This is a genomic window from Gottfriedia luciferensis (assembly GCF_001712755.1).
GTDB lineage: Bacteria > Bacillota > Bacilli > Bacillales > Bacillaceae_G > Gottfriedia > Gottfriedia luciferensis_B.
The window spans coordinates 13,577-34,118 of sequence record NZ_MDKC01000014.1 but is presented as its reverse complement, the minus strand read 5'-3'; the positions used below and the strand labels follow the sequence as shown (position 1 = coordinate 34,118).

Genomic DNA, 20,542 nt, shown 5'->3' with positions numbered 1-20,542 from the left:
CGGTAGGACTCTTGTAATGAGACCTACCGCTTCATTGTGTAGACAAAAAACACAAAAACACAAAAAATCTGAGTTTCAGACTGATTGCAAGCGCTTGTCTTTCGAGGCGCGAAGCCTGGTGAGGAGCGGAGTTACCCTAGATGGTAATGAGCACCGCTCAACAGGCAAAGTAACGAAGAAAGCGAGCGTATGTCAACAGTCTGAGGTTAGATGATTCTTACTGAAATAACACCCTCAATATCTTTTAACAGCTGTTCAACTGGACCATTGATCGTTTCATCAAGGTCAATCATTGTATAAGCAAAAGCACCTTTACTTCGGTTAAGCATATCAGCAATATTTACTTGATAGTTTGCTAGTAATCCTGTAATTTGACCGACCATATTTGGAATGTTTTTATGCGCAATCGTAATACGTTTTTTGCCTGTATAAGGTAATTCTACATTTGGAAAATTAACAGAGTTCTTAATATTACCTGTTTCCAAATAATTTTTTAATTGTTTTGCAGCCATTCGAGCACAGTTTTCTTCTGATTCAGCTGTTGATGCTCCTAAATGAGGAATTGGAATGACATTCTTCATGCCAATCACTTTTTCATTTGGAAAATCTGTCACATAAACTCCTACAGTCCCATTATTCAGCGCATATTCAAGCGCAGCATCATCTACTAATTCAGAGCGTGAGAAATTAAGTAATCTTGATCCCTTTTTCATGCCTGATAAAAGTTTTTCATTCACAAATGCTTTTGTTTCAGGTGTTAAAGGCACATGGATTGTTATATAGTCGCATGTTGAAAAAATCTGCTCTAAATTATCGATTCTCTGCACATTCCTAGATAATCGCCATGCAGTTTCGACTGAAATATAAGGATCGTAACCATATACTTCCATATCTAATGCAAGAGCGTCATTTGCTACAAGTGCACCAATTGCACCTAAACCAATAATACCTAATTTCTTTCCTGCAATCTCTGCTCCTGCAAATTCTTTTTTACCAGCTTCTACAATTTTGGAAACATTTTCTTCACCAAATAAAGAACGTGTCCATTCTATTCCTTCAATAATTCGTCGTGAAGAAAGAAATAAACTTGTCAAAACTAGTTCTTTAACTGCATTTGCATTTGCACCAGGCGTATTAAATACAACAATTCCTCGTGAAGTACATTCATCAATTGGAATATTATTTACACCAGCGCCAGCTCTTGCGATTGCTTTAACACTGTTTGGTATGTTCATTTCATGCATACTATGGCTTCTTAAAAGAATTCCATCTGGTTCATTTAATTGATTGTTAATTGAATAGTTTTCCAAAGGAAATTCTTTTATTCCGTGCTCAGAAATATTATTCAATGTTTGAATTTTTATCATCTTACAATCTCCTCTACTATTTTCTTTTCAAATTGACTCATAAAATGAACTAATTTCTCAACGCCTTCTAATGGCATCGCATTATAAATACTAGCTCGCATTCCCCCAACTGATCGATGACCCTCAAGGTTCACCAAGCCAGCTGAATTTGCCTGAGCAAGAAATTGCTTATTTAATTCATCAGAAGTTGATGTAAATGGAATATTCATAAGTGATCTGTTCTCTTTCTTAACTGGTGAAGAGAACAAGTCAGATTGATCGATAAAATCATATAACAATTGAGCTTTTAAAAGATTAGTTTGATAAATAGAATTTAATCCACCTGATTCTTTAATCCATTCTAAAACTAGCTTCGCTACATAAATGCTGAATGTAGGAGGTGTATTATAAAGTGAAGAAGCTTCTACATGTGTTTTGTAGTCAAGCATTGTTGGACAATTTTTATCTGCACTTCCAATGAGATCTTCTCTAATAATGACAATTGTTAATCCTGCTGGACCGATGTTTTTTTGAGCACCAGCATAAATTAAACCAAATTGAGACACATCAATTGGTTCAGAAAGAATATTTGAAGAAAAGTCTGCAACTAATGGAGAATTTGTTTTAGGGTAAGTTGAGTATTTTGTCCCCTCAATCGTGTTATTCGTTGTAATATGTAAATAATCGTATTGTTCAAAAAGGGCTAAATCTTCTAAATTAGGAATATATGAAAAATTTTCATCCTCAGACGAAGCGATCACATCAACATCTCCATATTTTTTTGCCTCAGAGATTGCTTTCTTTGACCAAGTTCCTGTATTAATATAAGCAGCTTTTTTATACTTACTTAATAAGTTCAATGGAATCATTGAAAACTGAGTTGATGCTCCACCTTGTAAAAATAACACTTTATAATTTGATGGAATTTCTAAAAGTTCACGTAATAAGCTTTCACATTTCTTAATAATTCCTTCAAACTCAGCCGAACGATGACTCATTTCCATAACTGACATACCAGAAGTACCATAAGAAACTAGTTCTTTTTGTACTTTTTCCAATACTGGAACAGGCAAGACAGATGGACCAGCGGAGAAATTAAAGACGCGTTCCATAATAATCATCCTCACTTGTTATTTTTATAATATTCTTACTTTAAACCACCGATATACGTTGGTCAATAAAAGATGAAATAAAATAATAAAAATTTCACAAAAAATTTTAATATTCTAATTAGTGAAAAGGCAATGGTATTGATCGAAATGAATAAAAATAAAAAATTAAGTTGGTTAATACTTTGATTGATAAATAAATATGCATAGTTCTAGAAGATAATGGAAAAATTAATAGTTATATTGTATTTAAGGGAGTTTAAATGATTTCTAAATGGTTTAACAATCCAGTTTATTTTCGTTATGCTTTTTACATTTCTTTTGTGGTTAGTGTTTTATTCAATCTAATTTCTTCTGTAAAAAATGATAGTTTTTACTTTCTGTACATGCTTAATACTGTAATATTTGGTCTCGGTTTTTATAACCGTCCTCATTGGTTTATCATTTTAGTTTCTACAATAATAGTGCTTGCTAGATACTATTTAATTCCCCAGGCAGGGCACATTATTAGCTATCTAATTACATACTACTTGATCGCGTACATATCAGTCGGTTTAATGAAACAATATCAGAAAGTCAAAACAGGATCGATTGAGTTAATATTAGCTCTTTCAAAGGCGTTAGATTCCAGAGACAACTACACTGCACATCACTCAGAATGTGTTGCCAATATTGCTTATAAAATTGCAAAGAAAATGAAGTTATCTCAAAGTCTATGTGCAGTCATCCATCAAGGGGGGCTATTACATGATATTGGTAAAATTGGAATTCCGGAGCATATTTTACTGAAGGACCAGAAATTAACTGAGGATGAATATAATACAATTAAAAAACATCCTGTGATTGGATATGACATTATTAAGCATATTGATATTTTTAATGAAAATGGCATTTTTGATATCGTTTTATATCATCATGAACGATACGATGGAAAAGGATATCCGGAAGGGTTAAAAGGTAATCAAATTCCTTTAACTGCTAGAATTGTAGCAATAGCCGATAGCTATGATGCAATGATCTCAAATCGATTATATCGTAAGGGGATGTCTTTAGACGACTGCTTAAAGGGAATTGAAAAGAATAAAGGAATCCAATTTGATCCTGAAATTACGGATGTTTTCCTTAGCTTATTTGATTTAAGAGAATGAAATAATACATAAAAATGGAGGGTGTCCCAAAAGATGGGGACACTCGTTTTTTGGTATATCAATATAGATTTGAAAAAATTTATAGAAGGAATCATACGAATTAAAGGCTGAGTTGAAAATAAGGAGAATATTTGTGCAAATAAAAGATGAAAAGGTACAAAAAAAGAAGGGACTGCAATTAAAATCTGAGAATCGCAATTAAATTTAGGAAAACTGCAATTAAAATTAGAAAACCGCAAATAAAATTAGCAAAACAGCAATTAAATTTCAATGAATCGCAAATAAAATAAAAAATTACCCATACCAGTTAAGGTATTATGTGTTGGGAAATGTTCATTAGTAGATACTTTCAAATGGAATTAGCAAATATACCTCTTATTCGAATAATAATCTGATAAAAATCTGCTTAATATCAATAAAAAAGATTAATCATAACGACTGCAAATGACAAGATACCCCGATAAAAGAGAGTAGTCTAATTAAATTAGACTACTCTTTAATTATTTTTACCACTTGTATTATTAATGTTGTTTTTCATTGGTATTATCAATCAACAAAAAAGGTTAAAAAGATTGGAGTGTAAGGTGCTCGACTCCTATGGGAAAAGCGGGAAGCTTGAGACCCCACAGGCTTGCAGAGGAGGCTCAAGTCTCGCCCTATGGAAAGCGAGCATCCTGAAGCGGAAATCAACGTACAAACTTCTTTAAAACAACAATGATTATTCAAAAATCTATAATAATATGTATTTCAATACCATATTTATGACTTTATTTGTAGAACTGTAACGTTTGACTGTATACTTTCTAAATTATATAATAGAAATATTATTTAAAATGGGGAGGGTTGTCACTTGGGATCGAGTATCGCATTGGTGAGTTAGCTGAAATAGCTCAAGTTTCAAAAAGAACAATTGATTATTATACAAAATTAGGGTTACTAGAAGCAAAACGATCAGAATCAAACTATCGATATTATTCCAAAGAGGCAATTGAGACTCTCAGATTTATTGAACATTGTAAAAAAATGAGAATATCCTTAGAAGAGATAAAAGATTTACTGCAAACTAATTATAATCAAAAAAATTGTGTTTTTGAACAAATTCAACAAATATCAAATCAAATTATTGAGCTTGAAGCTAAATTAGCTCAATTAGTACCAGTGATATCAGATATGAATGATTGTGAAAAAAATGCTTTAGTCGATTCATTATCACATCATACATTTCCGTTATTTGAAACATTGAAACATTTTGTAAAATAATGACTAAATTAATTTTAAAACTTAACAATTTATTAAACCTATAAAATATGTATGTTTTACTAAATTATGGTAATCTATTAAGTAAGTAAAATAATAATTTTATATTTTTGTAGATTGAAATTCTCAGGAGGTGAATACTCGAGTAATATACTCGAGTTCGTCATTGGACATAGTTAACTTGTTTATGATTGCAGTTTTAATCGCACTTACAGCTTTTTTCGTAGCAGCAGAATTTGCGATAGTGAAAGTTAGATCAAGTAGAATTGATCAACTAGTAGCCGAAAAAAAGCGAGGTGCAGTAGCTGCTAAAAAGGTTACGACGAGTTTGGATGAATATTTATCAGCTTGTCAATTAGGTATTACGGTTACAGCTTTAGGATTAGGTTATTTAGGTGAGCCAACGTTTGAGCATCTTATACACCCAGTCGTAGAATTTCTTGGATTAAACGGAACAATCGCTACAACTATTTCGTTTATTTTAGCTTTCTCATTTATGACATTTATTCACGTTGTAATTGGTGAGCTAGCACCTAAAACGGTTGCTATTCAAAAAGCTGAATCGATCACACTAATACTTTCTACCCCACTTATTGTTTTCTATAAAATAGCTTATCCATTTATTTGGGCATTAAATAGTTCTGCAAGATTTTTTACAGGATTATTTGGAGTTAAGCCAGCATCTGAATCAGAAGAAGTTCATACTGAGGAAGAATTGAGAATTATTTTATCAGAAAGCTTTGAAAGCGGAGAAATTAATCAAGCTGAATATAAATATTTAAATAATATTTTTGAATTCGATAACCGTCTTGCAAAAGAAATTATGGTCCCTCGTACTGAAATTATCGGTTTATATGCAGAAGACCCAATTGAAGAACAAATTGAAATAATTAAAAACGAAAAATATACACGTTACCCAGTTTTTGGTGAAGATAAAGATGATATATTAGGTATGGTTAATGTAAAAGACTTTTTTATTCGCTATCTTGATGGAAAAGTTGAAAAAACATACGATTTCGCAAACTATACTCGCCCAGTTATTCAAGTAATTGAAACAATCGCTATCCATGATTTATTATTGCTAATGCAAAAGAAACGTATTCCACTTGCAATACTGTATGATGAATATGGTGGAACAGCTGGATTATTAACAATGGAAGATATTCTTGAAGAGATTGTTGGGGAAATACGTGACGAATATGATGATGATGAAAAACCAGCTGTTCAACATATTTCAGAATCACATAAGATTGTGGACGGAAAAGTATTAATTACTGAAATTAATGATTTATTCGGTCTATATGTTGAGGAAGATGATGTTGATACAATTGGTGGCTGGATTTTAACTCAAAATCACGACATCCAACAAGGTGAATCTGTCATATTTGAGGACTTTGAATTCAAAGTTGTTGAATTAGATTCACACCAAGTGAAATTAGTTGAAATAAAAAAAAATGAGTTAATTCAGGCAGTAAAATCATAATGATCAGATGGGAAGAAGGTATAATTTTTTATACCTTCTTTTCAGAGTGTTGAAATATAAAATGATTAATAGGGAAAACGGACATTAAATGAACATTTAATAATGATGAAATATTTTTCTCGATGATCTTTCCAATAACACTAGAAATGTTTTTTTCAGAAGTTAAAAAATTATGAGCTTATTCTTAGAAAAACAAATTCATTTGATTAATTTAGTTTAATGTTAGATATTAATAGAACTACAAAATGATTAATAAAAACTGCTAGATTACTCTAAGTAAAGGCTATTTGATTAGAATTTATTGCATACTTTTTTTGATGAAAAAGTTGATTGGAATGGAGGGGTGCTCGACTCCTATGGGATTTGCGGGAAGGCTAAAGACCCCGCAGGCTTGCCGAGGAGGCTAAAGAATCTCGCCCCATGGAAAGCGAGCATCCTGTAATGGAAATCAACATCACTCTACTCCTTTTACGAAAATTTGGTAATGTAATTAACAAGGTTGTTTTTCAACAGCGTGAAAAGAAGGTATCATTCTGGATACCTTCTTTTTTTGTTTCTTAAAACAAATTAACGCTAATACATTATAGAGTTATACTTTGTACAATAATTCACAAAACGTTAACAACTTACAACTCCAATTCAATTCATTTTATTATAAAATAAGGTTGTAAGGTTGAATTGAGCAGAAGTTCAAATTCTTCTACTAGTTATGTTATTAACTATTTCATTCAGCTTATTTTTTAATCGTTTCGTACAAAACCTCATTTCCCCCCTCTACTTTCTAAAGTAAGAGGCTTTTTTTTGCATAATTTTACCTTTATTGAATACATATAAATTAAATATTTGTAAAGGATTGTCGATAGTTAATAATTTAAAAATTTGTTATAGGGGTGTGAAGTGCTTGTCAGATGCTCCCTCGGGAAATAGTATAAAAGATTTTTTTAACTTTATTAACCGACTTTTTTTAAAGGAATCAAAGGATCGAAAAAATGTAGATTCAAAAGAAAAACATCTTTTAACTCATAATTATTTGTTTGATGTTGTTGAAGAGGAACAATTTAACTTGTACGAAGATGAATTATTTTTAAGAACAATCACTTTTAAAGAAAAAAAAGTAAATGACATTTTGACACCCCGAACAAATGTGGTAGCGATTGATATAAATGAATCTGTAGACTATATATGTAATTTGTTTTTACAAGAACGGTATTCTAGAATCCCGGTTTATGAGCAGGATATTGATCATATAATTGGTGTAATTTCTGAAAGGGAATTTTTAACTCAACAAATACAAAAGCAAACAGTTAATATTCATGAACTGATTAGAGAGCCGATTTTTGTTATGGAAACAATGAAAATTTCTACAGTGTTAAAAATTCTTCAAAAACAAAATGCACATCTAGCTATTGTTATGGATGAATTTGGAGGAACTTCTGGTATCGTCACGCTTGAAGACATAATAGAAGAACTCGTTGGCGAAATTAGAGATGAATTTGACGAGCAAGAGGATGATTTTTTCCAAATAAATGAGAATGAATACCAATTCCAAGCCTCAATTGACTTATCGAGTTTTTTTAATCGATTTAACATAAAAAAACCTAGTAGTAGATATTTAACATTAGGTGGATGGTTATTTGAAAGTTTTAAACATATACCAAAAAATGGAGAATTACTTCAATATAAGAATTTAACCTTCATCATTAAAGAAGTTCAAAATAGAAGAATACAAAGTGTAATTGTAAAAATAAACCAACAAAATTTGCAAAGTAAACTCGGGTCTTAAGAGCCGAGTTTTTTATGTGTTGAAATACAGTCATTATTGAAAAATAGAACAATAGGTGAAATTGGATCAAGTTTTGAACTTTATTGGTATAAAAATGAGTTTTATATATGTGACGCTAAAAGTATGAGTAAAAAGTTTGAATCGTTCTTTGACCTTAATATTTTGAAGAGATTAATGTATATTAATTTTTTATCTTTCTTTTACTCTATTCCATCAAGATTCGTGAAAACTTATTTGGAGAGTGTAATACACTTCCTCTTAATGGAATTTTTAAACGTTTTAAATTTTACACTTTTTTTGATGAATAAGTTGATTGGAACGAAGGGATGCTCGACTCCTATGGGATATGCGGAAAGGCTAAGACCCCGCAGGCTCGCCGAGGAGGCTAAAGAATCTCGCCCCATGGAAAGCGAGCATCCCGTAGTGGAAATCAACCACATATACTTATTTGTATATGATTAATTTTTTCGAACTAAAAACAAAGTGAAATACTCAGTTTTTAGAAATTGGGCTTTTCAGTTATAAAAATAGAATTAAAATGGCAAAAAGAAAAATAATAAAAATATAAGATTTTTTTGTTGTAATTTTTTAATACATGCAATATATTTAAGACACACAATTCAAAACAAACAATTCCGATAAGGTTAAGGGAGATTAAAGAATGAATATTAAGAAAATTGGTTTAACATTAGGTTCGTTATTTTTAGCAGCAGGTGTTATGGCAGGCTGTAATACAAATAAAAAAGAAGAAACTGCAAAAGGAAAAGATTTATTAACTCAAGTGAAGGATAGCGGAGAGTTAAAAATTGGTACTGAAGGTACATATGCACCTTTCACGTTCCATGATAAATCTGGTAAATTAACAGGCTTTGATGTTGATTTATCAAATGAAGTTGCAAAACGTCTAGGAGTAAAACCAAAATATTTTGAAACTCAATGGGATGCAATGTTTGCAGGTTTAGATGCAAAACGTTTTGACATCATTGCAAATGAAGTTGGTATTAGAGCAGATCGTGAGAAAAAATATTATTTCTCTGATCCATATATCACTTCATCAGGTGCATTAGTTGTAAAATCAGATTCAAAAGTTAAATCATTTAATGATATTAAAGGTTTAAATGCTGCTCAATCTTTAACAAGTAATTATGGCGATTTAGCTAAAAAATATGGAGCTAAATTAGTTGGAGTAGAAGGATTTAGCCAAGCAATTCAATTAATTGAATCTGGCCGTGCTGATGCTACAATTAACGATAAATTATCAATTCAAAACTATTTAAAAGAAACTGGTGACAATAAAGTTAAAATTGCAGCTTTAGAAAATGATGCTTCTAACAGTGGATTTATGTTCCGTAAAGATGATGATTCATTAGTAAAAGCAGTGAACAAAGCACTTGCAGATATGAAAAAAGACGGAAAGTATGATGAAATAGTACAAAAATGGTTCGGTAAAGATGGACTTAAATAGTATATTCAGCCAAGAAAATTTAACCATTGCGAAGGATTCTTTCCTTCCAATGGTTAAAACTGCTTTAATCGGTACTATTCCATTAACAATTATTACTTTTATAGTTGGTATAGTTTTAGCATTTATTACCGCTCTTTTCCGTCTATCAGGTAATAAATTCTTAAATGGTATAGCCAGATTTTATGTTTCAATTATTAGAGGAACACCTCTTTTAGTACAATTATTTATTATTTTTTATGGATTACCTTCAATAAATGTAACAATATCACCTTATATTTCTGCTATTATTGGTTTTTCATTAAGTGTTGGTGCATATGCATCTGAAATTATTAGAGGATCAATCCAGTCGATTGATAAGGGGCAGTGGGAAGCTGCTTCATCAATAGGCATGACATATAATCAAACATTAAAACGAATTATTATTCCTCAAGCGGCGAGAGTTTCATTACCGCCATTATCAAATACCTTTATAAGTTTAGTAAAAGATACTTCTTTGGCTTCCTTAATATTAGTAACTGAGATGTTTAGAACAGCTCAGGAGATAGCTGCAACTAACTATAAATTCTTAGTTGTTTATACAGAAGCTGGAATCATCTATTGGATAATCTGCTTCTTCCTTTCAATCATTCAAGGTCGATTAGAAGCACGAGTTGCACGCTATGTTGCTAAGTAAGGGAGGAAGAACTTATGATAAAACTAGAAAACATTAAAAAAAGTTTTGGTGAATTAGAAGTATTAAAAGATGTAAGCTTAAATGTAGAAAAAGGTACAGTTACAGCTATTATTGGCCCTTCTGGTTCTGGGAAAACTACATTTTTAAGATGTATTAATATTTTAGAGCAACCGACAGATGGAAAAATAACAATTGATGAACAGACAATTGATTTTTCAAATAAGGTGTCAAAAAAAGAAATTATTTCTTTAAGAAGTAAAACAGGTATGGTTTTTCAACAACATCATTTATTTCCTCACTTAACAGCGTTAGAAAACGTTATGGAAGGTTTAGTAACAGTACAAAAAGTAAAAAAAGATGTTGCAAAAAAGAAAGCAATTGACTTACTTACTAAAGTTGGATTAGAAGAGAAAATAAATTTATTACCTCATCAACTTTCAGGTGGTCAGCAACAGCGTGTAGGGATTGCTAGAGCGTTAGCCTTAGAACCAACAGTCATTTTATTTGATGAACCAACTTCAGCATTAGATCCAGAGCTTGTACAAGAAGTTCTAAAGGTAATGAAGGAGTTAGCCGAAGAGGGAATGACAATGATTGTCGTTACACATGAAATGAAATTTGCTCGAGATGTAGCGGATGAAGTCATTTTTATGGACGGTGGTTATATTGTTGAACAAGGTCATCCTAAAGATGTTTTAGAGCATCCTAAACATGCAAGAACAAAACAATTTTTACAATTAATACAGTAATTTTTAGATAAAATATTTTATAAAGTAGTGTAGAAAACTAGTACTAGATGTTGATCTAGTGCTTTTTTTTATGTAAAAAAGTAGAAAAACAAATTAAATTGTTTTTTCCAAAATTTACATTAGCTAAACATACATATGTTAATCGATTAGAGTCATACTATCATTACACTACTTAAGGAGGTGAGACAACATGGCAAACAACAACAGCGGAAACAGCAACAACTTAGTAGTACCTGGTGCTCAATCAGCATTAGATGCAATGAAGTATGAAATCGCTTCTGAGTTTGGAGTAAACTTAGGTCCTGATACTACAGCTCGTGCTAACGGTTCTGTAGGTGGTGAGATCACTAAACGTTTAGTTCAAATGGCTGAACAAAGCTTAGGTGGTTATTCAAAATAATATCTATGGCTAATAAGGGATGGAGATTAATCTCCATCCTTTCTTAATGAAGTAAATGAGATTGGAGTGAGCTTTTTATGGATGGTATTTGTCCACTTTGCAATGGAATTGAACAGTATAAACTAAAATGCCCTATTTGTGAAAATCATTGTGAAGATAAAGGCAGAGCTGTTGATTACGAAGATAAATATAGTCCATATTTAGATTATGATATTTCAGCAAAAGCTGATGGATTAACTGAGCAAAATTCAAATCAGTATTGTACTCATATGTTTAATTGTCCAGATTGTAACGAAGGTTTTCTTAAAATTATTGAGAAAATAAAATAACGCAGTACCAATTAAAATGGTACCGCGTTATTTTAATTCATTTTTAAATTATCGGATACGAGACTCTGTATCTTTATCAAAGAAATGAACTTTGTTCATATCTACTGCTAATTTAATTACTTGACCATGTGTAAATGTTGAACGTGCATCTAATCTTGCTACTAATGTATTTCCTTCAAAATTAGTGTAAAGCATTGATTCTGCTCCTAAAAGCTCAGCTACTTCAATTTTTAAATCAAGAACTGTACCTTGAGATGCTTCGATAAAAACAGGTTCGTCATGTAAATCTTCAGGTCGTACACCTAAAATAACTTCTTTTCCAATATATCCATTATCGCGTAATGTTTTCATTTTTCCTTCAGGTATAGCAACTTTTTTGCTGCCTAAGTTAAAGTGACCATCTTCAACTTTACCAGAAACAAAGTTCATTGCAGGAGAACCAATAAATCCACCAACGAATACATTTTCAGGGCGATCATAAACTTCCTTTGGTGTACCTACTTGTTGAATAATACCATCCTTCATTACTACTAAACGTGTTGCCATTGTCATTGCTTCTGTTTGATCGTGTGTTACATAAATTGTTGTCGTTTGAAGACGTTGATGTAATTTTGAAATCTCAGAACGCATTGCAACACGTAATTTAGCATCTAAGTTTGATAAAGGCTCGTCCATTAAGAATACTTTTGCATCACGTACAATTGCACGACCAAGAGCTACACGTTGACGTTGTCCACCAGATAAAGCTTTTGGTTTACGATTTAAATATTCCTCAAGACCTAAAATACGTGCAGCATCTTTTACACGGCGATCAATTTCTGCTTTGTCAAACTTACGTAATTTTAATCCGAAAGCCATGTTATCATATACTGTCATATGTGGATATAATGCGTAATTTTGGAATACCATTGCAATGTCACGATCTTTTGGTTGAACATCATTTACACGCTTACCGTCAATAAAGAAGTCACCTTTTGAGATATCTTCTAAACCAGCGATCATACGAAGTGTTGTTGATTTACCGCATCCAGAAGGACCAACGAATACGATAAATTCTTTGTCTTCAATGTGTAGATTAAAATCTTTTACAGCTGTTACGTTATTATCATAAATTTTATAAATGTGATCTAATTTTAATTCTGCCATTAGTATTACCTCCAACTATTTGTAATCGGTTTCATTGATTAAATTGTAAACATTTAAACGTTTTTAAACAATGGCAAAGGTTCACAAAAAAATTAGCCTACTTTGTACAAGGTGCACAAAATAGGCGTAAATTAATTTTCATTCACGTTCTCAAGTAGATGAATGGCTAAAAATATAACTAATCCATCCTCAAAATGCTTTAAATCTATACCAGTTTGTTCCGAAAACTTATCAAGTCGATATTGAACAGTATTTCGATGTAAAAAAGCTTTTTTTGAAGTAGCAGTAACATTTAAATTTTGTTGAAGAAAGATTTTTACCGTTGAAAGAATTGGGTCATCAATTTTCATATCATTCAAAAATAAATTAGGTAATTCCTTTTGTAAATCATCTGGTATAAAGGAAAGGATATAATAAAGCATTTCTTTTGAAAACCAAAGTATATTTTTTTGCTTTTTTACGGATAATGCTTTTTTAAAACATTGATGTTCAATATCAAAATAAAGGCTTAGATTCGCTAATGGTGAATAGCGTTTTCCTACAAAAAAGGTAACGTCATGGTACAAGTCAGCTGCAATGATCTCTTGCATATGCTCTAAAAATTCTTTGTTAAATGGTTGATCGATTATTTTTTCAATAATGACGCCTTCCTTAGCAGAATTCCAAACCACTATTACTTCTTTATGAAAGAATGCATTAATTGCTTCCTCAAACTCAGTTTTACTAGAAAATAACTGATTGCTGTAAAAGTGAATAAAACGTATTGAAGTAGGGAGAGAAATATCGGTTTCGAAAGAGAAAGGATTATGTCCTTTACTGAAAAATAAATATTGAAACCATTCGGTTTGTGCTGATGGCATCAGAATTGTATCTGATTCTAATTTTGTAAAAAGACATTCCAGTAGGTTATTCTGTTCTTCTGATATTGAATTTTTTCTAATCCCGAAAATTTCTTGATTCTCAGTAGAAAACCAAGAATAATCCATATATGTACTTTCATCAGGCGTGATTGAAACAGACTCACTCCCAAATAATGTCTTAATTTTATCAATCATTTTCATTCATTACCTTCCGAAGCATTTTTCATTTTAGTTTATCATTGTTGGTAAAAATAAAAAAGAACAGTAGCTCAGACTGCCCGTCAAACGTTTTCTTTCTTCGTTGCTTCGCCTGTTGAGCGGTGCTCATTACCGTCTAGGGTAACTCCGCTCCTCACCAGCCTTCGCGCCTCGAAAGACAAACGCTTGCAATCAGTCTGAGACCTAAGTTTTTTGTACATTGATAGAGTTCCTTATAAACTACTGTTTAAAATTCGAAAGTTCATAAAATAGTCGAATTAAGTTTTCGAGTCCTTGTTCTTTTATCGCAATTTCGTCAAAGACCATTGGTTTAGAGTTAATTTCAAAAATATAGTAATGATTGTTTTGAATTCCGATATCCATTGAAAATTCATAAAAATGCGCATCATCCATATTTAAAGCAGTTCCTGTTTGTGTGACTAATTCTTGTAATAATGAAAAATTTAATTCGATCGGTAGTTCTTCAATCGTAATAATGCTACCACCTCTAGGTACATGAGTTGTAATAGCATTAAATGTTCCTACTCTTACACCGATACCGGAAAGAATATAATTATTTTCATTTTTATGTGCAAGAATTCGTAGATCAAACTTTCTTCCATCTGGTAATTCGCTCAGTATCCCTTGTTGACAAATAAAATCCTCGCTTAATGAACAAAGAAATTTCCAACAATCACTAATTGATTTCACCAGTTCTACATGAAATGCATTTCGGATTATGACTTCTTTATCATTTTTCAAGGAGAGCTTAAACACGCCAAATCCCTTTGAAGAATTATGCTTCTTTATATATAGAAATTTCCATTTTTTTAAATAGAAATATAAATCTTTTTCGCTAGATAAATCGATTGATTTTGGTATATAACTTTTTAAAAAGTCGTTTGAAGATAATATTGACGCTGTTTGTATTTTTGAGAGATATGATTCGTTAAAAAATGGAATGTTTAGTTGTGAGATTTTATCTCGGAAATTTTTATAATCATCGTTAGATTCGTACTGTACAGATGGGATCCGATTATAAATTACGTCTGGTAATGGGGAATATAGCGTAAGCCATTTTTTTGTTTTAAAACAAAACGTATAACATTTAACCGAATGACCAGAAAGGGCGGTAGGGGTTAATATGATAGGTATACCGCCATCAGATAATACCTTCTTACAAATTCTTTTAAAGGTTTTAATGTTTCCACTAAAAGGTAGCCGATCTTCGTTTGTTAAAATACCGATAATAGGACCTAAATGTGTTCCGGTTTTTTTTACCTGAAATTGTATGGAATTTAAACGATCGTCTTGTGATGGTAATATAGTAAGCCGATTATGGCCTATGGAATATCTTGATTCACTATGGTCATGTGACCAAGTATTTTTATCAAGATGATAAAAAACAGAGATCATTTCATTGAAACCTCGAGTTCATTACCCTTCTTGGAAAGATGAGTAGCATATTCCAAAAATAGTTTTTTAATCTGTTTGTCATTTTCTTGGAAACTAGGATTTGAAAAGATTGATCTTCCAGGTTTAGAATTCGCTTCGAACAGCCAAATTTTTTCATCCTTATCAACCCCTAAATCAAATCCAATTTCTCCGATATGACCATCTACTTGACGATCTAAAGATTCACTAATTTTTAATGCTGCTGTAGATAATTTATCATGTATTCTTTTCGCTTTTTCCTGATCAAATAATTCTTCAAGAGTTTTCACTCGACCACCGTTATTTAAGTGAGTAGTTGTGCTACCTTTTCCTGCTACTTTTGCAGCAATAACCGTTACATGCCATTTTCCTAAAGCATCCTTGTTTGTATGAACTCGGAAATCGACAGGCTGATGCTCGTAGCGTGTTAGTGAAATACCTTGTTGTACAATGAAGTCGTGTAACTTGGTGCTACGAAAAACATGATTAATTAAAGATTGGAGTGATGAGAATTTTTGAAGTTTATTTGTTTCAAAATCACGATATCTACAATAATAAATTCCTTCTTCTCGGTGGTAACGAATTAAAATGACTCTTGAACCGAGGCTACCATTTTCAGGTTTAACGTATACAAATTGGTATTTCGATAATAATTCTTCAATCGTGTCAAAATTATGGAACTTTACTGTTTTCGGAAGATAATGTGCAACTGATTTTTCATTTTTTAATTTTACATATAAGTCCCATTTATTGAAGAATCCAGGATTAAACCATGGAATTTTGTATTCTTTTTCAAGTTTTTGACGTACGCGTTTAATTGATTTATGAACCTCAACTTTTCGATTTGGTAATCTATTATAAATAACCGTTGGAAAAGGAACTACTTCTTTAGTCCATCGCTTATTCGTAAAGAAATAACCTTGAATGGTTTCAGATTCCCAATCGATCCCGTGAGTACCAAATACAAATATAAAACTATTTTTGTGATTGTTTTCTGCAATTAAGTTTGCAAACATAAAGCTACGATCTCCGATAGGGCGAAGTAATGACTCAGTAAAGCCAGCAGTGAAAATTCCGACAAGTGGCCCAAGCTGTAAAGTATTTCCGATAATAATGGGCTCAATAGAACCTTCAAAAGGTATACAGAGCATTTCGACTAAATGCTCTGATATCGAAATAATATTGTGAAGTGTATTCATCGTAACTAGTTGACAAGGATATTTTTTTTGACCAAAAGCAATATATTCAATATCTCTAGAAGTAGTAAGCTCTTCAGGTATACATACTAGATTCTTACTCTGTCGATGAGTAACGATTTTATAAACTTCATTCATTATTTAATTTCACTTCTTTCACTTTTAGATTTCGATTGTAAATGTAAACAATACTGAATAGGTGCTGAGTAAAGCTTTTGTTGGATAGAAGGGTCGGTTTGAAGTAAAACTTTTCTACCAGGCTTTGAATTAACATCTAAAATCCAGATGGCTTGATTTGAATCGATGCCTAAATCTAAACCTATTTCAAATAAAGGAAGAAAATTCTTTTCAAGTGTGATAGGTAATTGTTTACAAATTGTCTCAATATCTTGCTGTAATATTAAAGCAGTTCTTTGATTAAATTGAGTAATCCATTCTTCAAATGGAACTGCATTACTTCCCGCACTTAAATTTGCAACAATTGAATTAGGCTGACCAATGCGAATGCCTTTTCCAACAGCTTGCCACTCGCCTTTTTCATTTTTTTGTAAAAGGATCCTTAAATCAAATGCTTCGCGTGATTTTGTTTGGAGGTCTAGATAATTTTGATAAACATATCCTTTTGATTCAACAATTGGTTGAAGCCACTCAAAAAATTCATCTCGTGTTTCGTAAACAGTTTCAATTACTTCCTTTTGTTTTTGTGTTGAAACACTAATTGAGTAGGCACTTAACGTAATAAAATAAATATTAATTCCTCTTGAACCATGAATCGGTTTAATGACGAGCTTGCGCGTTTTTCTAAGTTCTTCAAAAAATACAGCTAAATGTAATAGTTTCTTTGTTTTAGGGATATATGGATTTAAGCTTTCATCAGTTGCTAGAGCCTGGTAAGTTTCCCATTTACCTGGCAGTCCATATCCTAAAAAAGTGATGTCTTTACGCTTTTTTAGCCAGTCAACAATAGGCTTTGCCTGCTTACTTTTAATACTTGGGGAATAGAAACAACGATCATAAATATAATTCGGTATTTCAAATGTTGTTTTCTCCCATTGTTCTGTTTCTGCTATATACTTCCAGCCCATAATTTCTTCAGTAGCTGGTTGAATATTGAAAGGGGTAAATTGAACGAATTCGTAACCAAGTTTACTTGCTTCTTTCGCCATATGCTGAACGTATTCACCTTCTTGTCTTTCTTTAAGAGATAAATAACCTATTCTCATTCTTTTCACTCCTTGTACTTATAAATATGATTGAACAAGAGAAAAAATAGCTTTTGTTGAGGGTCTAATTTTTTGAATTGGGTCTGAAACATGTAAATCCTTAGATGGCTTTGAATTTATTTCGATAACCCAAGGGTTAAATTGATTGTCTATAGCGAGATCTACACCAAACTCTGCGAATAATCCATCAAAGGAGGAGTCTATACATATACAGCATTCGATGGCTAATTCAATCATTAACTTTTTAAAGTGAATTCGCTCTTTCTTTGGTAAATAGTGACTTAAAAATTCATCAATTTTTTGAAGGTCTCCTCCGCGGGCTAAATTGCTTACAAACTGCGTAGGGTGACCAATCCTTGCTACAGTTGAAGTTACTTCCCATTTATTAAATTTATTTTTATGACATAGAAATCTAAAATCAACAAGTCGATCATCCTTACTGATTAAAGGTAAGCCTTCTTGGATGATAAAAGTCCGCTTACTTAATTGCTGTTTAATTGGATTAAATAGTTGAGAAATTGATTTATATTCAACTTCTACTTCGGAGTTTTGGCTATTTTTCAAACGATACAAATCTTTATCTTTTGTAACCTTAAAAATGTTTCTACCTTGGCTACCATGAACTGGTTTAATAAAAACCGTTTCATATTTTTGAATAAAATTCTCTAATTGTACGACTGAGCAGCATTCCTCAGTGTATGGAACGTATGGCTTTATATAGGCTGAATCAATCAGAGCTTTAAATACTTCAAGCTTATTTAAGAAGCGAGCATTAAAAAAAGGTATTTGCTGACTTGTTAGCGAAGAATTAAGTAATTTAAACTCTTTCGTTCGTTCAAGTCTTCTTGAATGAATACGATTATGAATGATTGAAGGGGCAGGTACATTCATTAAAGTCCAGCCATTTTCTGAACGTTTATATCCCTTTAATTCATTCGTTAGTAGCTTTTTAAATGTAGTTACATAGAAATCAATTTCAGAATCTCCGCATAACTCTGATAGTTCCTCACAAAGTGTCGTTATTGAACCGAGCGGATTTAATGACTCCTCATTGATTGAATCAGTTACTACAACAAAAGATTGGGGTTCTTGATTTTTAGGAAAACATTGCAATGATTCTCCTCCTTTCCAAAATAATTGTCGTTGTATACTATGTGATATTCGCCTAGTTGGTGAATGACTTTATGAAATTTTTAGGGAAGAAAGTTTGATTTGTTTTAGAAAGACTGACATATAATAGAATGTTTGCTATAGTGGAGATACAAAAGTTTATAGGAGGTAGTAACATGGCTGTAAATATTTATGATATTGCATACTCACTACAAAACGCTTTTAAGGAGCAACCAGAATTTAAAAACTTACAATCACTTTACTCACAAGTATTAGCTGATCCAAATGCAAAACCATTATTTATGGAGTTTCAAAATTTCCAAAAGGCGATGCAACAAAAAATGTATCAAGGTGAAGCGGTTACACCTGAAGAAAATGCAAAAGGACAAGAAATTGTTGCAAGAGTGTCTCAAAACCCTTTAATTGCAAACTTAATGCAAGTTGAACAAAGACTAAATTTAGTCATTCAAGATGTAAATAAAATTGTCATGAGTCCATTAGAAGAATTTTATAAATCTTTACTTGAACTTTAATACTTAAAAGGCAGGATAAGAAGAGGATCATTCATTCTTTTACTTTTTCCTGCCTTTCTTAAAACCCTTTTATCATAAGAGAGACTTCATTGAAATGGAGTCTTTTTTAGTATAAGAATGGATATAATAACAGCCTATAATGTTCTAATTAAATGAAGCATGTCATATATTATAGTAAGGTATTTCTTCGCGAAATGGGGGAGATTAAGTGATTTATAAGTTACTTGCAATTAATATAGATGGTACTTTATTGCAATCCAATGGAAAACTCTCAAAAGAATCGAAAGAAGCTGTTGAATACGTTCAAGACAAAGGGATTTATGTAACCTTATATACAAGTAGAAATTTCCAAGCTACAAAAAAAATCGCAAAAGCTCTTAAGGTTAATAATCTTTTGGTCTCTCACTCAGGTGCCTTTATCTCTTCAAAGCTTGATGAACCATTATTTGAAAAGAGAATTGAAGAGGAAGAAGCTTATGACATCGTTAAAAAACTAGAAAAATATGATTGTAATATTCGATTGTCACATGAACATTTTTCAATTGGAAATCGAAAAAAATTACAATCTAATTTAGTGGCAAAAGCGGTTTTATCAAATGCTGATCCTGTCTTTTATCCAATCCAATTTGTTGAATCACTTTCAGATAGCATTCTGGAAAATTCAATATCACCGTTAAAAATCGAATGTTATTTCTCTGATGAAGTAGAGAAAAATAAAGTGAAAAAAGAATTGAATGCAAAGTATCCACATCTTGATTATTTATGTGATGAAGATCGTAAAATTGAAATCGTCCGAAAAGGAATTTCAAAATATTCAGGATTAAAACGATTAGGAGAGCATTTAGGAATTTCTTATCACGAAATGGTTGTAATCGGAGATAATTATAGTGATTTACCATTAATCGAGCATGCAGGTTTAGGAGTTGCTATGTCAAATGCTCCTGTAGAGATTAAAAAAGTTGCAGACTGGATTACAAGATCAAATGATCAAAATGGTGTTCCATATATGATCAAGGAGCATTTCAGGAAACAATTTCCACTGCCATTCTTAAAAACACATTTAAAAATCGAAAAATAAATAAAAGCCTGGTTTTCAAGAG

Annotated in this window: 19 protein-coding genes; 11 read left to right on the top strand and 8 right to left on the bottom strand. The window is 31.7% G+C overall.

The window, feature by feature from the left end:
- Positions 1-206 precede the first annotated feature (206 nt).
- Together BED47_RS11985 and serC are read right to left on the bottom strand one after the other, a co-directional pair.
- Positions 207-1,367, bottom strand: coding sequence for a phosphoglycerate dehydrogenase (locus BED47_RS11985; RefSeq protein ID WP_025568524.1), 1,161 nt, complete (start codon positions 1,365-1,367; stop codon positions 207-209).
- Complete coding sequence (gene serC / locus BED47_RS11980; protein WP_025568525.1) at positions 1,364-2,458, bottom strand: 3-phosphoserine/phosphohydroxythreonine transaminase; 1,095 nt, start codon at positions 2,456-2,458, stop codon at positions 1,364-1,366. Before serC ends, BED47_RS11985 begins: the two co-directional genes overlap by 4 nt.
- A 260-nt stretch (positions 2,459-2,718) precedes the next feature.
- Between serC and BED47_RS11975 the strand changes: the two genes are divergently transcribed.
- The 9 genes from BED47_RS11975 (at position 2,719) to BED47_RS11935 (ending at position 11,742) form a co-directional block, all read left to right on the top strand.
- Positions 2,719-3,603: an HD-GYP domain-containing protein gene (locus BED47_RS11975; RefSeq protein WP_069033862.1), complete on the top strand. Its 885-nt coding sequence runs from the start codon at positions 2,719-2,721 to the stop codon at positions 3,601-3,603.
- A gap of 843 nt (positions 3,604-4,446) precedes the next feature.
- Positions 4,447-4,863, top strand: a complete 417-nt coding sequence (locus tag BED47_RS11970) for a MerR family transcriptional regulator (RefSeq protein WP_025568527.1) — start codon at positions 4,447-4,449, stop codon at positions 4,861-4,863.
- Between the two features lie 163 nt (positions 4,864-5,026).
- Positions 5,027-6,343 (top strand): hemolysin family protein, encoded by a 1,317-nt coding sequence (locus tag BED47_RS11965; RefSeq protein WP_025568528.1) that lies wholly within the window; start codon positions 5,027-5,029, stop codon positions 6,341-6,343.
- Positions 6,344-7,244: 901 nt separating this feature from the next.
- Entirely contained in the window at positions 7,245-8,126 is an 882-nt protein-coding gene (locus BED47_RS11960) for a hemolysin family protein (protein WP_069033861.1), read from the top strand.
- A 667-nt stretch (positions 8,127-8,793) separates the two neighbouring features.
- Complete coding sequence (locus BED47_RS11955; protein ID WP_069033886.1) at positions 8,794-9,591, top strand: amino acid ABC transporter substrate-binding protein; 798 nt, start codon at positions 8,794-8,796, stop codon at positions 9,589-9,591.
- The gene (locus BED47_RS11950; RefSeq protein WP_069033860.1) at positions 9,578-10,264 is read left to right on the top strand and encodes an amino acid ABC transporter permease; all 687 of its coding nucleotides are present in this window, start codon (positions 9,578-9,580) and stop codon (positions 10,262-10,264) included. The genes BED47_RS11955 and BED47_RS11950 overlap by 14 nt, the downstream gene beginning before the upstream one ends.
- Positions 10,265-10,278: 14 nt before the next feature.
- Positions 10,279-11,013, top strand: coding sequence for an amino acid ABC transporter ATP-binding protein (locus BED47_RS11945; RefSeq protein ID WP_069033859.1), 735 nt, complete (start codon positions 10,279-10,281; stop codon positions 11,011-11,013).
- Positions 11,014-11,203: 190 nt separating this feature from the next.
- The gene (locus BED47_RS11940; protein ID WP_025568533.1) at positions 11,204-11,413 is read left to right on the top strand and encodes an alpha/beta-type small acid-soluble spore protein; all 210 of its coding nucleotides are present in this window, start codon (positions 11,204-11,206) and stop codon (positions 11,411-11,413) included.
- A gap of 77 nt (positions 11,414-11,490) precedes the next feature.
- A complete protein-coding gene (locus BED47_RS11935; protein ID WP_025568534.1) occupies positions 11,491-11,742 on the top strand; it encodes a hypothetical protein in 252 nt (83 codons plus the stop codon).
- 48 nt (positions 11,743-11,790) lie between these two features.
- Here the strand turns inward: BED47_RS11935 and BED47_RS11930 are convergent, their stop codons facing one another.
- The 6 genes from BED47_RS11930 to BED47_RS11905 all read right to left on the bottom strand — a co-directional run bounded on the left by BED47_RS11930 (position 11,791) and on the right by BED47_RS11905 (position 18,912).
- Positions 11,791-12,888, bottom strand: coding sequence for an ABC transporter ATP-binding protein (locus BED47_RS11930; RefSeq protein WP_025568535.1), 1,098 nt, complete (start codon positions 12,886-12,888; stop codon positions 11,791-11,793).
- Between the two features lie 131 nt (positions 12,889-13,019).
- Positions 13,020-13,949, bottom strand: a complete 930-nt coding sequence (locus BED47_RS11925) for a PucR family transcriptional regulator (RefSeq protein WP_069033858.1) — start codon at positions 13,947-13,949, stop codon at positions 13,020-13,022.
- A 237-nt stretch (positions 13,950-14,186) separates the two neighbouring features.
- Positions 14,187-15,362, bottom strand: a complete 1,176-nt coding sequence (locus BED47_RS11920) for a YheC/YheD family protein (RefSeq protein ID WP_069033857.1) — start codon at positions 15,360-15,362, stop codon at positions 14,187-14,189.
- Positions 15,359-16,714, bottom strand: a complete 1,356-nt coding sequence (locus BED47_RS11915; protein ID WP_049813562.1) for a YheC/YheD family endospore coat-associated protein — start codon at positions 16,712-16,714, stop codon at positions 15,359-15,361. Before BED47_RS11915 ends, BED47_RS11920 begins: the two co-directional genes overlap by 4 nt.
- A complete protein-coding gene (locus tag BED47_RS11910; protein WP_069033856.1) occupies positions 16,714-17,799 on the bottom strand; it encodes a YheC/YheD family endospore coat-associated protein in 1,086 nt (361 codons plus the stop codon). Before BED47_RS11910 ends, BED47_RS11915 begins: the two co-directional genes overlap by 1 nt.
- 18 nt (positions 17,800-17,817) lie before the next feature.
- Positions 17,818-18,912 carry a YheC/YheD family endospore coat-associated protein gene (locus tag BED47_RS11905; protein ID WP_069033855.1) on the bottom strand — a complete coding sequence of 365 codons (1,095 nt, stop codon included), beginning with the start codon at positions 18,910-18,912 and terminating at the stop codon, positions 17,818-17,820.
- Positions 18,913-19,085: 173 nt separating this feature from the next.
- Here BED47_RS11905 and BED47_RS11900 point away from each other — a divergent pair, with 173 nt between their 5' ends.
- Together BED47_RS11900 and BED47_RS11895 are read left to right on the top strand one after the other, a co-directional pair.
- Entirely contained in the window at positions 19,086-19,442 is a 357-nt protein-coding gene (locus BED47_RS11900) for a YlbF family regulator (RefSeq protein ID WP_069033854.1), read from the top strand.
- A 208-nt stretch (positions 19,443-19,650) separates the two neighbouring features.
- On the top strand, positions 19,651-20,520 hold the full coding sequence (locus BED47_RS11895) for a Cof-type HAD-IIB family hydrolase (protein ID WP_069033853.1): 870 nt from the start codon (positions 19,651-19,653) through the stop codon (positions 20,518-20,520).
- The last annotated feature ends 22 nt before the right edge of the window (positions 20,521-20,542 follow it).

What these genes read in the sequence shown, in the direction of transcription:
- BED47_RS11985 (WP_025568524.1), bottom strand. Translation starts at nt 1,367, where the DNA reads ATGATAAAAATTCAAACATTGAATAATATTTCTGAGCACGGAATAAAA.
- serC (WP_025568525.1), bottom strand. Translation starts at nt 2,458, where the DNA reads ATGGAACGCGTCTTTAATTTCTCCGCTGGTCCATCTGTCTTGCCTGTT.
- BED47_RS11975 (WP_069033862.1), top strand. Translation starts at nt 2,719, where the DNA reads ATGATTTCTAAATGGTTTAACAATCCAGTTTATTTTCGTTATGCTTTT.
- BED47_RS11950 (WP_069033860.1), top strand. Translation starts at nt 9,578, where the DNA reads ATGGACTTAAATAGTATATTCAGCCAAGAAAATTTAACCATTGCGAAG.
- BED47_RS11945 (WP_069033859.1), top strand. Translation starts at nt 10,279, where the DNA reads ATGATAAAACTAGAAAACATTAAAAAAAGTTTTGGTGAATTAGAAGTA.
- BED47_RS11940 (WP_025568533.1), top strand. Translation starts at nt 11,204, where the DNA reads ATGGCAAACAACAACAGCGGAAACAGCAACAACTTAGTAGTACCTGGT.
- BED47_RS11935 (WP_025568534.1), top strand. Translation starts at nt 11,491, where the DNA reads ATGGATGGTATTTGTCCACTTTGCAATGGAATTGAACAGTATAAACTA.
- BED47_RS11930 (WP_025568535.1), bottom strand. Translation starts at nt 12,888, where the DNA reads ATGGCAGAATTAAAATTAGATCACATTTATAAAATTTATGATAATAAC.
- BED47_RS11925 (WP_069033858.1), bottom strand. Translation starts at nt 13,949, where the DNA reads ATGAAAATGATTGATAAAATTAAGACATTATTTGGGAGTGAGTCTGTT.
- BED47_RS11920 (WP_069033857.1), bottom strand. Translation starts at nt 15,362, where the DNA reads ATGATCTCTGTTTTTTATCATCTTGATAAAAATACTTGGTCACATGAC.
- BED47_RS11915 (WP_049813562.1), bottom strand. Translation starts at nt 16,714, where the DNA reads ATGAATGAAGTTTATAAAATCGTTACTCATCGACAGAGTAAGAATCTA.
- BED47_RS11910 (WP_069033856.1), bottom strand. Translation starts at nt 17,799, where the DNA reads ATGAGAATAGGTTATTTATCTCTTAAAGAAAGACAAGAAGGTGAATAC.
- BED47_RS11900 (WP_069033854.1), top strand. Translation starts at nt 19,086, where the DNA reads ATGGCTGTAAATATTTATGATATTGCATACTCACTACAAAACGCTTTT.